This is a genomic window from Vibrio sp. 10N.286.48.B8, from assembly GCF_003050085.1.
GTDB lineage: Bacteria > Pseudomonadota > Gammaproteobacteria > Enterobacterales > Vibrionaceae > Vibrio > Vibrio crassostreae.
This window is the reverse complement of sequence record NZ_PIGD01000002.1, coordinates 179459-194361: the sequence shown is the minus strand read 5'-3', so window position 1 is coordinate 194361 and position 14903 is coordinate 179459. Positions and strand designations below refer to the sequence as shown.

Genomic DNA, 14903 nt, shown 5'->3' with positions numbered 1-14903 from the left:
CCAATATATAGGGGTGAACAAAACTGTTCGAGTTACATGCTTACGGTATTAGTAACCAAAGCTTGTAGGGTATGCAAAGTTGCTAGTGTAAACAGAGCTGTTAAGCCAGAACATTGCAGATGGTAAACCTTTCATAACTATCACCTTAATAAATCAATAAAAAACAAATTTGATTTCTCGGTTCCTTGGAGGCGATAAAACGGACTCATCCTTTGAGCATTTACTCTTCGTCTCAGAAGTTGGTTATTAATATACCCTAAAGAAAAAAGATTACAAGTATTTTTTGCTATGCGTCACACTTTTGGCTACTTATGGTTATTCTTCAAACTTATTTTCGTAATTAAATTACAAAAAAGAATTAAACAAACGTTTGCCTGTGTCATTTATAAGCATCAAAGCGCTTAATCATGATCAGATGGACAAGATCGCTTTCAAAATTTGATCTATTTGAGGTTTAGAACCGCTACTCGTCAAAACACTCTAGTGGTATGCTGTTGCCATCAAAACAGACCCATATTTTAGATTTTTGTTCTAAGTTTTCACCTATAAAAACCCTAAATATATGGTTATCAAATAAAAAAGGAGTCATCCGTGTCTGAATTCCATTCTGAGATCAGTAAATTATCCCCTACCCCTATTTGGCAGTTCTTCGATAAGATTTGCTCAATCCCACACCCTTCAAAGCATGAAGAAGAGCTTGCTCAATACATTATTGCTTGGGCAACAGAGCAAGGCCTAGATGTACGTCGTGACCCAACGGGCAACGTATTCATCAAGAAGCCAGCAACGCCGGGTATGGAAAACAAAAAAGGTGTGGTGCTACAAGCTCACATCGATATGGTTCCACAAAAGAACGAAGACACCGTTCATGACTTCGCTAAAGATCCAATCCAACCATACATCGATGGTGAGTGGGTTACAGCAAAAGGGACAACGCTTGGCGCTGATAACGGCATGGGCATGGCTTCTTGCCTAGCGGTTCTTGCTTCAAACGAAATCCAGCACGGCCCTATCGAAGTTCTACTAACAGTAGATGAAGAAGCAGGCATGACTGGTGCTTTCGGTCTTGAAGCGGGTTGGTTAGAAGGCGATATCCTTCTTAACACCGATTCAGAGCAAGAAGGCGAAGTGTACATGGGTTGTGCTGGCGGTATCGACGGCGCAATGACATTTGAAGTTGCACGTAATGCAATTCCTGCTGATTTCGTAACACGCAAGCTAACGTTGAAAGGCCTTAAAGGCGGTCACTCTGGTTGTGATATCCACACAGGCCGTGCAAACGCAAACAAACTGCTTGCTCGCTTCCTAGCGGGTCACGCGAAAGAGCTAGACCTACGCATCGTCGAATTCAAAGGCGGTAGCCTACGTAATGCGATCCCTCGTGAAGGTTTCGTAACGGTTGCAGTACCTGCTGCAAACCAAGAGAAACTGGCTTCTCTATACAACTACTACACAGAGCTTCTTTCAACTGAGCTAGGTAAAGTAGAAGACAGCATTGTTACTTTCAACGAAGAAGCTTCGGTTGAAATGGGCGCTCTTGCAGCAGCTGACCAAGCTCGCTTTATCGCTGCACTAAACGCTGCGCCAAACGGCGTGATTCGTATGAGCGACGAGATTGAAGGTGTTGTTGAAACATCTCTAAACGTTGGTATTATCACAACAGAAGAGAACTCAATCACTGTACTTTGCCTGATTCGCTCTTTGATCGATTCTGGCCGTAGCCAAGTTGAAAGCATGCTGAATTCTGTTGCTGAACTAGCAGGCGCGAGCATCGAGTTTTCTGGCGCTTACCCAGGTTGGAAGCCAGACGCAGATTCAGAAATCATGCACATCTTCCGCGACATGTACGAAGGTATCTACGGTCACAAGCCAAACATCATGGTTATCCATGCTGGTCTTGAGTGTGGTCTATTCAAAGAACCTTACCCGAATATGGATATGGTTTCTTTCGGCCCAACGATCAAGTTCCCGCACTCTCCTGATGAGAAAGTGAAGATCGACACCGTTGAGCTATTCTGGAACCAAATGGTTGCACTGCTTGAAGCAATCCCAGAAAAAGCATAATTCGATAAGCTATGTTTGTTCAATGAACCGTGCTTTTCAATAAATAGTACTTTTCAGTAAATGCCGTTTATTCGAGACAAAATAAAACAGGTACTCATTGAGTACCTGTTTTTGTATCTAATTTTTGTAATAAGCAAAAAAATTAAGCGCGTGAAGCTGCGTAGTTCTCTAGCTCATCAATTGAAGTTTGTGCAACCACTTCGCCATCGATGAAGTACGTTACCATCTCACCATCACGAACACCGATTAGTGTCGCTCGCTCACCAGATTGGTAAGTGATATCCATTTGGATTGTATTTTCATCAATCTGCTGCATCTGACCTTTTTCGATCATATTTACATTAGTGATTGGGCCTACCGGTGCTTCTGTTAGAGACGGATCTAGCTGATGGTTAATATCAAGGTAAGTATCAACCTTAGTATCAAAGATGTGCGGAGCACCCGTTAGTGGGTTGCTACCTGTCCAGAACTCTAGTGAGTTGAATACTAGGTAATCCGCTGCAACCGTTAGACCGTACGCAGGTGCCAACAGTAAGTTCAAACCGCCACGTGCGTAACGGTTATCAACCGCTTTAAGGTTGAACTTCATTAGGTAACCCGTTACTGCGTTGCTACCAACACAGCCAGACAAAGCAACAGATACCACTGCTAGTGCTACAACTTTTGAAATTGTTTTTTTCATTTTGATCTCGATATTTGAATTTGGCCGCCAAAAAATGGCGGTGGATAATACCAACGAACCAAATGACAAATATCAGCGCTAAATCAATGTATTGTCAGAAAATTCACAATTTGAAACACCCTTCAATTAACCAAATAAAAAACTGAAACCAATTCATAAGCCCCTTCATAAAAAACTTTTGTCGTCACCGTAAAGCGATTGATTCGTACTAAAAATCAACGATTGATACATTCCGTGTTAACGAATTATCACCATGTTGAGAACAACCTAAATGGCAAGACTAAAACCTAATCAACCATTCGAATTACTTGGTTATACTGTTCAGCCAGGACAACGAATGGAGATTGAACTGCAAGCGGCTCAGCTTTACACGCACTCTCCACTTTCGATCCCGATTGAAATTATTCACGGTCGCCAAGCAGGCCCAACACTGATGGTAAATGCGGCGATCCACGGCGATGAGCTAAACGGTGTTGAGATTGCTCGACAACTGACGAATGCTATCGATCCAAAAAAACTGAAAGGTACCTTGATTGTCGTGCCTATCGTTAACGTGTTCGGCTTTATCCATAAGTCTCGTTACCTACCGGACCGTCGCGACCTAAACCGTTGCTTCCCAGGTAGTGAGAAAGGATCGCTAACATCACGTATCGCTTACACTTTCTTCGAGAACGTGGCAAAGCACTGTGATTACATCTTGGATCTACACACGGGCGCGATTCACCGCACCAACCTGCCTCAGATTCGTGCAAACCTATCAAATCCAGAAACAATGCGCATCGCGAAAGCATTCGCAACACCAGTGATCATCGATTCACCACTGCGTGACGGTTCACTGCGTAGCGAAGCAGAAAAACTGGGGATTCCTGTATTAACTTACGAAGGTGGTGAAGCGCTGCGTTTTGATCATCTAGCGATTCGTGCGGGTTATCTTGGTGTGCATCAAGTGATGAAAGAAATCGGCATGCTGCGCCCTAACCGCAAAAAGTTGCCAGAGCCTGTGTTGAGTAAATCCACCAGCTGGATCCGCGCGGAATCAGACGGTATTTTGCGTAACATGGTAAGACTTGGCGAACAAGTTGAAGCAGGACAAACCCTTGCTTACATCAGTTCTCCATTAGGTCACCAAGAGGGCCAAGTGATCACAACCAAAGGCGGTATCGTGATTGGTCAACAAACTCTACCTTTGGTAAACGAAGGTGATGCTGTGTTCCATATTGCTTACTTTAAGCAAGACGATGAAGAAGTAGGACAATCAGTAGAAAGCTACATTGAAGAAGTAGCAGAAGACGATTGGCTAACTGCGCTGAATAACTGATCAGGCAATGCTTAAAAGTTTAAGAGCTCGACGTTAAAAGCGAGAAGCCAAACCGTGCTCTTAAACACAATAAAACAGAACTCCACAAACTAAAAAGCCCCAATATACTTTTAACTAGAAAGAGAAAAGTTATATCGGGGCTTTTTTTACAAATCCCTTATCTTAAAATTAAGGGATCTATAAATTAATCATGCACTGAATTACTCAGCGTCTTCTTGCTCTTCTGCACGAGCTTTAGCGCGCGCTTCACGTGCTTGCTCAGCTTTAAGCTCTTTAGTGTGACGTAGTTCGTCACGCTCTTTACGCTGCTCTGATTTACGCTCGTTACGTTCAGCTTGGTTAGCGATGAAAGATGCTAGCTCTTTCTCTGCCCACTCTTGTGCTAGAGCTTCAGTTTCGAAACCAGACTCACGCTTAGATACTGTAGTGCTGCGAGACGTTACTTGACGAGTAATCTCTGCACACCAACCGTTGCGTTTTTCTGTAAGGCGGATATCAAATTTTTTGTTCTTAGACATGTTCTATTTTTTCCTAAGGGAGATCATTAAGGGATCGGTCAACTTTGATAACTCCATCTAAGTGAGCATCTTTTAACACCATCCCTTGGTAAGCGCGGTATTAGAGCACAAATCAATGAGTATTGCTGCAAATATTTGCAGCGGATCACACTCCAATGCTGCAAATCGTTTGCGCTTGATTTCTGTTAGTTCATAACTTCCAATTCATCATCAATTTCTGCCCTGTTTTATCGACAACAATGAAATGAACTATGCTCAAACAGAGATAAATGAAAGAGATACCTGCTTGCTCAGGTTTATAGACTCTACTGCCTCACCTACTCCGCCCATAATTAAAATAGCTAAGGAGTTGCTATGGATAGCTTCATCAAACATTTACCGAAGGTTGAGCTGCACTTACACATAGAAGGTACATTAGAACCAGAGCAGATGTTCGAGCTCGCCAAGCGTAATAACGTGTCGATTCCCTTTGAGACCCCTGACCAAATACGAGAGGCGTACCAGTTCCACAATCTTCAATCCTTTCTCGATATCTACTATCAAGGTGCTAACGTACTGATTCATGAGCAAGATTTCTACGATCTGACGTGGGCTTATCTGTTGAAGTGTCAGCAAGATAATGTGGTTCACACTGAGATATTCTTCGACCCTCAAACCCACACTGAACGTGGCATCGCCTTTGACACGATTGTAGGCGGCATTACCCAAGCACTAGAGCAAGCCACACAGGAACTCGGGATCAGCAGCCAACTTATCATGTGTTTTCTGCGTCATCTCGATGAAGGCAGCGCGTTCGAGACACTCAAACAGGCCTTACCTTACAAAGACAAAATCATTGCGGTTGGGCTAGATTCATCAGAACAAGGCAACCCGCCAGAGAAGTTTAAACATGTCTTCCAAGAAGCCATCAATCAAGGTTTTCTAACCGTCGCGCACGCCGGAGAAGAAGGCCCTGCGCAAAATATTATCGACGCTCTGAGCTTGCTAAGCATTACCCGAATTGATCATGGCGTTCGCTGTATAGAAGATGAAGAGCTGATGGAGCAGCTAATAGCCAAACGCACACCGCTGACGGTCTGCCCACTCTCGAATACTAAGCTCAAGGTCTTCGACACCATGCAAGAGCACAACATCGTCGAGCTGTTGAGAAAAGGGCTGTGCGTCACCATCAATTCCGATGATCCCGCTTACTTCGGCGGCTATATGAATGATAACTTCCTCGCCGTCGCCAATGCTCACCCAGTGACGAAAAACGAATTAGCGCAATTCAGTATTAATGCCATCGAAGCCAGTTTCATCTCGCCTCATGCCAAAGAAGATCTCATTACACAGGTACGCCAATACCTTGTTGCAAATACTTAATGAATTATGAAGATCAAAAAGGGAAGCTCAGAGCTTCCCTTTCAGTATGGGTAGATAACCAATTAGCTTAGCCCGGGTGACCATCCACTCTTGGTGTTAATAGCATCATGCCGAACTTCCAGATAAATAGCCCAAATGCTAACGTCCATAAACCCGCACTGATGTTGACCATCTCAAATAAGTACGCCGGGAAAAAGGTCACACCTAGACTACGTACTAGCGCCGCGATAAAAATAGCCGAGAACGCCAAAGCCATACTTGGCCCTTTATAGATAGCACGACCGGTGTGCCCCATCGTCACGCGTGTAATCATCGCAAGAATTAACCCACTCAGACCACCAATCGCAAACAAGTGCAGCATATTGTGGCTCGCGAACGGGTTGTCCAACAGACCACGTAGCAGCAAGCTTAGAGGGATACATAGGTAAGCCGCATGCAGCGACCACACCAAAGGCTCAGACAAAGTTGTCCAAGGCTTCCAGCGGATAAAGCGTACCAATTGGGTTACACCTGCAAATACCATCAACTCATTGCCGACTTGAGCAAAGGTCAATGGGAAGAAACTCAACACAAATAAACCAACCAAAGGTAGATTCGCTAGCCATTCCAACCAAACTAAGGGTTGAGCTTTTTCAAAATCAAAACGACGCGCCGTGAAGAATGGAATAACTCGCCCACCCATTACAGACAGCAACAACGTAAACCACCACAACATCGCTTGCCATACCGCTGATGAAGGAAATGGAGGCATCCCCTTAATGGTCGCGTAACTAGCAAAGTTCGCCACGATAGCCAATATAAACAGTGGTACAAAGAACAGGTTCTTCCAGCCTTTCGACTTCACGACACGAAAACCAATTTCGTAGGCGGCGAAGATTAAGAACAACGCCTCAACCGACGAGATCAACCATAACGGAGCAGGTGTCCAAAACAGAATGCGAGGTGCGATCCATAAGCCAACAAGGGCAGCTAACCGATAGTGCTTGGTTCCGTTGACACCCGTCCACGTTTGTACCGCCGTTAACACAAAACCGACCACTATCGCCATTGAGAAACCAAACAGCATTTCGTGTACGTGCCACCAAAGCGCCGGTACTTTTAGCATTTCTGGCTGACCGTTTTGGAACATGATGACCCAAGCCACAATCGCGATCACAGCATAGAGACTGCCTAAAAAGAAGAAAGGTCTAAACCCCAAACGAAGATAAGCAGGAATTGCATCTTCTACACTTTTATCTGTGATATTTAACAAACTCGTCCCTCATTTCAGATAACAAGCCAAGTGTGGCTTCTGGGAATTGCTATTTAATAGTCAAATTCGTGATGCAGTAATTTCTACTGCCATATTACTTTCAACAATGCACGAAACGCGCCAAACAGAGAAACCTTTTAAAAACAACAATCAACGCACTTTTTCAAGTCAAAAACGAGTCAATTAAACACAATCAAAAGAGTCAATTTAACTCGCAAGTGTATAAAAATAAAAACGGCTGACTTTTGATGAAACGACACATATAGTAAGACTAGACTTAAATGGAACAACTCAGACAAGGAATGCGATGTATATTTTTGGTTATGGTAGCTTAATCAACTCATCTTCACGCCAGCTTACCGGTCAGACTGGGCAAGCGATCCCTGCGATTGTTCATGGCTTAATTCGCCATTGGAGCAAGATCGATGACAGTTATGTTTTATCACCTTTGATCGTCAATCTCGGCAAGGGACAGGTGAATGGTTTGTTGCTTGAGGTGGATGATATTGCACTGGCTGAGTTTGATCGCCGTGAGCGAGGTTATCATCGAATCGAATTAAAGGCCTCTCAGATAGAAAGCCAAAATGAGTTCAAACAGGATCAATCGATCTGGGTTTACATCAAAGACGAGATTGAGGCTCCTTGCGAAAACAGCCCTATCGTTCAAACCTATGTCGACACGGTATTGGCAGGATGTTTAGAGGTGTCTGAAAGCTTTGCGGCGCACTTTGTTAAACACACACAAGGTTGGCATCACCCATTAGAAAATGATCGCCACCAGCCTAAATACGGCAATCTTGCTGGGGTTTCCGATCACCACCACAGTGTAATTGATGGCTTGATACTGACTGTACGAAGCTAGCTTATGTACCTTGTTAATGAATATACATAGCGAGTTAATTTAGGTTGGTGAACACATTAGATCACCAACCTAGAGAGAGCTTAAACGACACGAATACCTGCTGACATCGCACGTTCAGGTGTCAGTAATACACTTTCAGATTCATCTTCCGTTTCGGCACATAACAACATGCACTCAGAAGTGTGGCCTCTCATCTTCGCCTTCGCTAGATTGCACAAAACAACAACCTGCTTGCCCATTAACTCTTCTTCTGTGTAATAAGGTACTAAACTGGTCACCGTTTGTAGCGTTTTGTCACCCACATCCACTTGCACGATGTAAAGCTTGTCCGCATTTTCATGACGCACAACCTCGATGATCTTACCGACACGCATTTCTAACTTAGCAAAGTCACCATAAGAGACAGTATCCATTTCTCACTTCCTATATTGATTTATTTTCACCCATTAGATTATTTACTAAAATTAAGTAAAATGTAAATGTTTACACTAGCATTAAGCCTAATAATTACAAGCGGTAAAGATCTCATTACTGGAAGTAAAATGAGAGTTTCGTTGCCTTACTATCATTGTCGGTGTTAAATAGATGCAGCAATGTATAGAGGTTAAAAATGGCAACAATTAAAGATGTAGCAAAGGAAGCTGGTGTTTCTGTTGCAACCGTATCTCGAGTGATCAACAAGTCTCCCAAGGCGAGTGCAAGCTCGGTAGAGTCTGTAACTAAAGCGATGTCTAAACTCGGCTATCGCCCGAATGCCAATGCTCGCGCTCTGGTAAGCCAAAGCACAAACACTGTTGGTGTATTGGTCGGTGACATCTCCGATCCCTTTTTTGGCACGCTAGTTAAGGCTGTCGATAATGTCGCTCGTGAGAACGGAAAACATATCCTTGTCGGTAATGGCTCACACGATCGTGAAGAAGAGAGACAAGCGATTGAGTTGCTGATTAACAGCCGTTGCGACGCCCTGGTGATCCACTCGAAAGGCCTGACCGACGAAGAACTGATTGCCTATGCGAAAGAAGTCAAAGGCTTAGTGCTGATCAACCGTTATATTGCTGAGATTGCCAACCGTTGTATTTTCTTGGACAACAAGAAAGGCGCGTATCTTGCGACGGAATATCTGATCCGCCATGGCCATCAGAACATTGCCTGTATCGCCTCATCGCATAGCATTGAAGATGCCGATGAGCGTATCCAAGGTTACTTAGCGGCACTCTCAGATTACAAAATAGCGCTCTCTGACAGCTATATTGAATACTCAGCGCCCACCAGTGACGGTGGCGAATACGCCATGACTAACCTTCTGACTAAATCACTGCCAATCACAGGTATTGTGGCGTACAACGATTACATGGCAGCAGGTGCTTTGTCTGTCCTTGATGAAAACGGTATTCAAGCGCCAGACAAAATGTCGATCATCGGCTTCGATGATGGCTTGATTGCCCGCTATGTTCATCCAAAGCTCACCACTATTCGCTACCCGATTCAGATGATGGCAGAGAAAGCGACACGACTCGCGTTGCACTTAGCTAAAGGTGAAAACACCTCTACTGAACCAATGATGTTCTCTCCAACTCTGGTACGCCGCAATTCGGTAGAGAAAGTCTAAGTTCTAGTCTACTCATCAAGCAATAAACAAAAAAAGCCCTAACAGAATCGCTTCTGTTAGGGCTTTCCTACCTTACTCAGATACTCAACAATCGCGCTTAATAAACCGCACTCTTGTTGAGCGCCACTTTTGCTCATCCCCCAAGAACAACGCGATAATTCACATCGTCCTATTCACAAGCAAAAGACATTGGCGTAACCGCTTTGAGCTAGAGCGTACTAGTTTGAAGAATCCCCCGAAAATTCAAACTGGTAACAGGTACTGTAGTTATATTCTTGTTCAGGCTTGAGAATACAACTGTCCTGCTTCCACTCTGGGTGGTTAGGAGAGTCAGGTAAGAACTGGGTTTCTAACGCCAAACCAGCGTAATCTTCATAGCTGCCACCACTTCGGTTTGGTGTACCACCAAGCCAGTTTCCGGTGTATAGCTGCATCGCAGGTTTGGTTGAAAATACTTTTAGTGTGACGAGAGCATCTGGTGACGTTACGGTAGCGGCGCATTGAGTGCGCTTACAGCCGTCAGCTAATAAGAAAGAGTGGTCGTAACCCTTTGCTGCTTTCTGCTGTTCATCACCCAACAAACGCTCTGAGATCATCATAGGCTGATTGAAGTCGAAGCTGGTCGATTTCACCGATTTAAGATTGCCTAGTGGAATACCTACCGAGTTGGTCGGTAAGAACTGATTGGCGTTGATGCTCACAATGTGTGACAAACAATCGTGCCCGGCTTCTGCGCCAAGTAGATTGAAGTACGCATGATTCGTTAGGTTGACCACGGTTGGCTTGTCTGTGGTTGCAGAGTAATGAATGGAAACTCGATTATCTTCGGTGAGTTCATAACGCACCGACACATTCAAATTCCCCGGAAAGCCTTGATCGCCATCAGCAGACTCAAGAGTAAACACCACTGACGTTTCGGTTTTCTCGGTAATATTCCAACGACGTTTATCAAAACCGTTCGGACCACCATGCAAGGTATTGCCCGCTTGGTTGGTTTCCAGCTTGTAGTTCTGACCATCAATTTTAAAGCGACTATTGGCAATGCGGTTAGCATAACGGCCAACGGTTGTGCCCATATAGCTGGCTTGCTTCTCGAAATTATCCATTGAGTTAACACCCAATAGCACTTCTCTTCTATTTCCTTTTACTGGCAAGATACAGCTCAACCACGTTGCGCCAATATCCATGAATGTCACTTCCATGCCGTGTACATTCGACAGCGTGACAAGCTGAGCAGGTTGGCCATCATAGGCTGCAGTTTCTGTCATGGATTGATGCAGGTTCTGCGCTTGTGTCATTCTAAATTCCTTCTACTGCCAGTAAAAAGCCTCTACGTTTGAGGTAAAGGCTTTAGTATTTGGCCTACCATGATCTTTTTACTTGGTAAGCTCTATATTAAGTCTCGAAGCAGTTAGATTACTTCAATTAGGCTGGCGCCGTCTTTCGCTTGGCACACATAAATAGATTCTTTTAGACCCGTCGCCGCTTGATATTTCTGCTCCACAGTTGTTTTAATTTCATCAACCAATGCAGGTGGAACCAAAGCCACAATACAACCACCGAAACCACCGCCCGTCATACGCACACCGCCTTGCTCACCGATCACTTCTTTGACCATATCTACCAGCGTATCAATCTCTTTCACTGTGATTTCAAAGTCATCACGCATTGATGCATGCGATTCTGCCATCAGTTCACCCATACGCTTCATGTCGTGAGTACGCAGAGCTTGAGCCGCTTCAACGGTACGGTCATTTTCAGTAATCACGTGACGAGCACGCTTAGCAACCATCTCGTCCAACTCAGATTCTTTCGCTTTGAACTGTTCAATGGTCACATCACGAAGTGCCGGAACACCAAAGATGCGCGCCGCTTCTTCACATTGTTCACGACGCGTGTTGTATTCGCTGTCGACTAAGCCGCGTTTCTTGTTTGAGTTGATGATAACCACAGCCATATCTTCTGGCATTGAAACCGCTTGAGTCTCTAGGCTACGACAGTCCAAAAGCATTGCGTGATTTGCGCGACCTTCTGCAGAGATCATCTGGTCCATAATGCCGCAGTTACAGCCTACAAATTCGTTTTCAGCTTGCTGACCATTAAGCGCCACTTCGGCTTGGCTGATCTCTAGGTTGTAAAGCACCTTGAATGTTTGACCAATCACCACTTCCAGTGCCGCAGAAGAACTTAAGCCAGCACCTTGAGGCACGTTGCCCGTTACAGAGATATCTGCACCTGTAAATTCAAAACCGCGACCTTTTAAGCACTTCACCACACCACGAATGTAATTAGCCCACATCTTGTCTTGTTGAAATGTGATCTCTTGAGTTAGGTCGAATTCATCCACAGCATTGCCGTAGTCCACCGACACTACGCGCACGATGTTGTCGTCACGTTTAGCCGCTGCGACTACCGTCTGGTAGTTAATGGCACACGGTAGAACAAAACCATCGTTGTAGTCAGTGTGTTCACCGATCAGGTTCACACGACCTGGTGCTTGGATAATATGAGTCGCTTGGTAGCCAAGGACTTGCTCAAAAGATGCTTTCACGTTTTGGATTAGGTCAGACATAAGTAAACTCTCTGGTTAAACTCTTTGTTCAATTGGTTATGGCCCCTTCACGGCACCACTTTAATTCTTTTAGATTTCCCTATCTCGTTCATCTCTCACAATAGGGAATGACAACATCGACTCCTAAGTAACGAAGCAACCAAGCTTCTCACCTGCCGTCATTCCAGAATCGAGGGACGAGATATCAGGAATCTCGCTCGTTATCTACGAAGCAACGTATTACTGCTCTTTATAGTGAACGTCACTCAAATCACGAAGACGTTGCGCTGCTTGTTCTGCGGTTAAATCACGCTGAGATTCTGCCAGCATTTCATAGCCAACCATGAACTTACGAACCGAAGCACTGCGTAACAGTGGCGGGTAGAACAAGGCATGCAACTGCCAATGATCGATATCCGTACCTTCTTCAAAGAATGGCGCATAGTGCCAGCCCATCGAGTATGGGAATGAACATTGGAATAGGTTGTCGTAGCGACTCGTTAGCTTCTTAATCGCAAGTGCCAAGTCATCACGTTGTTCGTCAGTCAGTTCACTCATGCGGCGAATGTGTGTTTTTGGCAGCAACATGGTTTCGAATGGCCACGCAGCCCAGTAAGGAACCACAGCAACCCAATGTTCGGTTTCAACGACAGTGCGTGAGCCGTCTTTCATTTCAGCTTCAACGTAATCCACTAATAGGTTTGAACCTTGTTGCTCAAAGTATTCTTTTAGAAGCTTTTCTTTACGTTCAATCTCGTTTGGCAGAAAGCTGTTCGCCCAAATTTGACCGTGTGGATGAGGCTGAGAGCAGCCCATGGTCTCGCCTTTGTTTTCAAACGCTTGAACCCATAGGTAGTCTTTACCTAGCTCTTCAATCTGTTCATTCCATGTATCAATCACACCGCGAATCTTGTTTACTGGTAACTCTGGCAGCGTTTTGCTGTGGTCCGGAGAGAAACAGATCACGCGACTCAACCCACGTACACCTTGAGTCTTGAATAGAGGGTTATCAGACTCTGGAGCGTCAGGCGAATCAGGCATCAGCGCCGCGAAATCATTACTGAATACATAAGTGCCGTCGTAATCTGGGTTTTCGTCGCCCGAGATACGCGTATTGGTTGGGCACAAGAAACACTCTTTCTCGTACTCAGGAAGTTGCTCGGTCGATGGCTTTTCATCTTGGCCACTCCAAGGACGCTTTGCGCGGTGCGGTGATACTAAGATCCACTGACCCGTTAATGGGTTATAACGACGATGCGGATGGTCTACTGGGTTAAATTCAACTTTTGACATGTTTAGATTGCTCTCAAATTTTGTGTCTTGGTCAATTCACCAAGATGAATAATTCTTCTACAAGGAGATTCCCTATCACGCTCGTTCCTCGCTGTAGGGAATGACGTTCAGAAATCGTAGTTTTAAAATTCGTCATTCCAGAATCGAGGTACGAGATATCTGGAATCTCTCTGTTCTCATCTCTTATCTCTGCCTTCCCCAAAGAAATTGGAGATGCAGCTAAGCAACTTCAATTACACAGGCTAGTAGCCGTTCGGGTTATTCGACTGCCAATTCCATGTATCCGCCGTCATCTCCATCACGCTACGCGTCGCCTTCCAACCAAGTTCGCGCTCCGCTTTTTCTGTGCTTGCCCAACATTCGGCAATGTCACCTGCGCGACGTGGGCAAAGTTCATAAGGAACCGGTTTGCCTGATGCTTGTGCGAAGGCTTCAACCATCTCGAGTACACTTGAGCCTTTGCCAGTACCTAGGTTGTAAATGTGTAAGCCCGCTTTCTCGCCAACCACTTTTAGTGCGGCGACATGGCCATCCGCTAAATCCATTACATGAATATAGTCACGAACGCCTGTGCCATCGACTGTTGGGTAATCGTTTCCAAAAACAGCCAGTTTTTCACGGCGACCTACGGCTACTTGAGCTATGAACGGCATTAAATTATTTGGGATACCTTGTGGGTCTTCACCCATAGTGCCCGATGGATGTGCGCCGACTGGATTGAAGTAACGTAGCAAAGTCACGCTCCAATCGTTCTCCGCGTTGAACAGATCGCTTAAGCACTCTTCCACCATATATTTGCTGCGACCATAAGGGTTAGTTGTCGCGCCTGTTGGTGAAGTTTCAGTAATCGGCACTACTTCAGGGTCACCGTAAACGGTAGCCGAAGAACTAAATACGATGCTTTTCACGCCCGCTTTCTTCATACTTCGAGCTAACACCAATGAACCATTGACGTTGTTATCGTAGTATTCCAAAGGCTTAGCCACCGACTCCCCTACCGCTTTCAGACCAGCAAAGTGAATCACGGCTTGGATATCGTTTTCTGAAAACACGCTATCTAAAAAAGATTGGTCACGAATGTCGCCAAGATAAAACGTTGGTCGCTTACCAGTTAACGATTCGATTCGTTCCAGCACTAGCTCTTTGCTGTTGCAAAGGTTATCAACAATGATTGGCTCCATACCTGCCTGTATCATTTGAATGCATGTATGACTTCCGATGTAACCCATGCCGCCCGTAACCAGTACTTTCACAATCAACCTCTCTTTGTCGTCATTCGTGGGCTAACTCGAACTGGCATTCAGCTCAGTAGCACCGTATGCCAGAAATAGTAGCAGCCATTTTGACTATAATTCTGTGATCAAAACCACGAAGTGTAAACGTTTACACTAA

At 44.9% G+C, this 14903-nt stretch carries 13 protein-coding genes; 5 read left to right on the top strand and 8 right to left on the bottom strand.

The genetic code is table 11. The annotated features are described in order from the left end of the window. Positions 1-591 precede the first annotated feature (591 nt). Positions 592-2064: an aminoacyl-histidine dipeptidase gene (locus CWO08_RS03385; RefSeq protein ID WP_108019902.1), complete on the top strand. Its 1473-nt coding sequence runs from the start codon at positions 592-594 to the stop codon at positions 2062-2064. 142 nt (positions 2065-2206) lie between these two features. Here the strand turns inward: CWO08_RS03385 and CWO08_RS03380 are convergent, their stop codons facing one another. After that, positions 2207-2746: a DUF3332 family protein gene (locus CWO08_RS03380; protein ID WP_048664552.1), complete on the bottom strand. Its 540-nt coding sequence runs from the start codon at positions 2744-2746 to the stop codon at positions 2207-2209. A 271-nt stretch (positions 2747-3017) separates the two neighbouring features. Between CWO08_RS03380 and CWO08_RS03375 the strand changes: the two genes are divergently transcribed. Beyond that, positions 3018-4064: a succinylglutamate desuccinylase/aspartoacylase family protein gene (locus CWO08_RS03375; protein WP_048658111.1), complete on the top strand. Its 1047-nt coding sequence runs from the start codon at positions 3018-3020 to the stop codon at positions 4062-4064. Positions 4065-4264: 200 nt separating this feature from the next. On the opposite strand, the gene CWO08_RS03370 is transcribed toward CWO08_RS03375, so the two are convergent. After that, complete coding sequence (locus tag CWO08_RS03370; protein ID WP_017056240.1) at positions 4265-4582, bottom strand: DUF3622 domain-containing protein; 318 nt, start codon at positions 4580-4582, stop codon at positions 4265-4267. A gap of 354 nt (positions 4583-4936) precedes the next feature. On the opposite strand from CWO08_RS03370, the gene CWO08_RS03365 reads away from it, so the two are divergent. Next, complete coding sequence (locus CWO08_RS03365) at positions 4937-5944, top strand: adenosine deaminase (protein WP_108019900.1); 1008 nt, start codon at positions 4937-4939, stop codon at positions 5942-5944. Between the two features lie 67 nt (positions 5945-6011). Here the strand turns inward: CWO08_RS03365 and CWO08_RS03360 are convergent, their stop codons facing one another. Further along, the gene (locus tag CWO08_RS03360; protein ID WP_017063328.1) at positions 6012-7196 is read right to left on the bottom strand and encodes an NnrS family protein; all 1185 of its coding nucleotides are present in this window, start codon (positions 7194-7196) and stop codon (positions 6012-6014) included. 307 nt (positions 7197-7503) lie between these two features. Between CWO08_RS03360 and CWO08_RS03355 the strand changes: the two genes are divergently transcribed. After that, complete coding sequence (locus CWO08_RS03355; protein ID WP_108019898.1) at positions 7504-8058, top strand: gamma-glutamylcyclotransferase family protein; 555 nt, start codon at positions 7504-7506, stop codon at positions 8056-8058. Positions 8059-8138: 80 nt separating this feature from the next. Here the strand turns inward: CWO08_RS03355 and CWO08_RS03350 are convergent, their stop codons facing one another. Continuing rightward, positions 8139-8471 carry a tRNA-binding protein gene (locus tag CWO08_RS03350; RefSeq protein WP_108019896.1) on the bottom strand — a complete coding sequence of 111 codons (333 nt, stop codon included), beginning with the start codon at positions 8469-8471 and terminating at the stop codon, positions 8139-8141. 197 nt (positions 8472-8668) lie between these two features. On the opposite strand from CWO08_RS03350, the gene CWO08_RS03345 reads away from it, so the two are divergent. Next, on the top strand, positions 8669-9667 hold the full coding sequence (locus CWO08_RS03345) for a substrate-binding domain-containing protein (protein ID WP_048612259.1): 999 nt from the start codon (positions 8669-8671) through the stop codon (positions 9665-9667). A gap of 218 nt (positions 9668-9885) precedes the next feature. Here the strand turns inward: CWO08_RS03345 and galM are convergent, their stop codons facing one another. The 4 genes from galM to galE all read right to left on the bottom strand — a co-directional run bounded on the left by galM (position 9886) and on the right by galE (position 14764). Then, positions 9886-10965 carry a galactose-1-epimerase gene (galM, locus tag CWO08_RS03340; protein ID WP_108019894.1) on the bottom strand — a complete coding sequence of 360 codons (1080 nt, stop codon included), beginning with the start codon at positions 10963-10965 and terminating at the stop codon, positions 9886-9888. A gap of 113 nt (positions 10966-11078) precedes the next feature. Further along, positions 11079-12239 carry a galactokinase gene (galK, locus tag CWO08_RS03335; protein WP_102478737.1) on the bottom strand — a complete coding sequence of 387 codons (1161 nt, stop codon included), beginning with the start codon at positions 12237-12239 and terminating at the stop codon, positions 11079-11081. A gap of 219 nt (positions 12240-12458) precedes the next feature. Then, positions 12459-13511 carry a UDP-glucose--hexose-1-phosphate uridylyltransferase gene (locus tag CWO08_RS03330; RefSeq protein WP_108019892.1) on the bottom strand — a complete coding sequence of 351 codons (1053 nt, stop codon included), beginning with the start codon at positions 13509-13511 and terminating at the stop codon, positions 12459-12461. Between the two features lie 242 nt (positions 13512-13753). Continuing rightward, a complete protein-coding gene (galE, locus tag CWO08_RS03325) occupies positions 13754-14764 on the bottom strand; it encodes a UDP-glucose 4-epimerase GalE (RefSeq protein WP_050645766.1) in 1011 nt (336 codons plus the stop codon). Positions 14765-14903: the final 139 nt, after the last annotated feature.

What these genes read in the sequence shown, in the direction of transcription:
- CWO08_RS03380 (WP_048664552.1), bottom strand. Translation starts at nt 2,746, where the DNA reads ATGAAAAAAACAATTTCAAAAGTTGTAGCACTAGCAGTGGTATCTGTT.
- CWO08_RS03375 (WP_048658111.1), top strand. Translation starts at nt 3,018, where the DNA reads ATGGCAAGACTAAAACCTAATCAACCATTCGAATTACTTGGTTATACT.
- CWO08_RS03370 (WP_017056240.1), bottom strand. Translation starts at nt 4,582, where the DNA reads ATGTCTAAGAACAAAAAATTTGATATCCGCCTTACAGAAAAACGCAAC.
- CWO08_RS03365 (WP_108019900.1), top strand. Translation starts at nt 4,937, where the DNA reads ATGGATAGCTTCATCAAACATTTACCGAAGGTTGAGCTGCACTTACAC.
- CWO08_RS03355 (WP_108019898.1), top strand. Translation starts at nt 7,504, where the DNA reads ATGTATATTTTTGGTTATGGTAGCTTAATCAACTCATCTTCACGCCAG.
- CWO08_RS03350 (WP_108019896.1), bottom strand. Translation starts at nt 8,471, where the DNA reads ATGGATACTGTCTCTTATGGTGACTTTGCTAAGTTAGAAATGCGTGTC.
- CWO08_RS03345 (WP_048612259.1), top strand. Translation starts at nt 8,669, where the DNA reads ATGGCAACAATTAAAGATGTAGCAAAGGAAGCTGGTGTTTCTGTTGCA.
- galM (WP_108019894.1), bottom strand. Translation starts at nt 10,965, where the DNA reads ATGACACAAGCGCAGAACCTGCATCAATCCATGACAGAAACTGCAGCC.
- galK (WP_102478737.1), bottom strand. Translation starts at nt 12,239, where the DNA reads ATGTCTGACCTAATCCAAAACGTGAAAGCATCTTTTGAGCAAGTCCTT.
- CWO08_RS03330 (WP_108019892.1), bottom strand. Translation starts at nt 13,511, where the DNA reads ATGTCAAAAGTTGAATTTAACCCAGTAGACCATCCGCATCGTCGTTAT.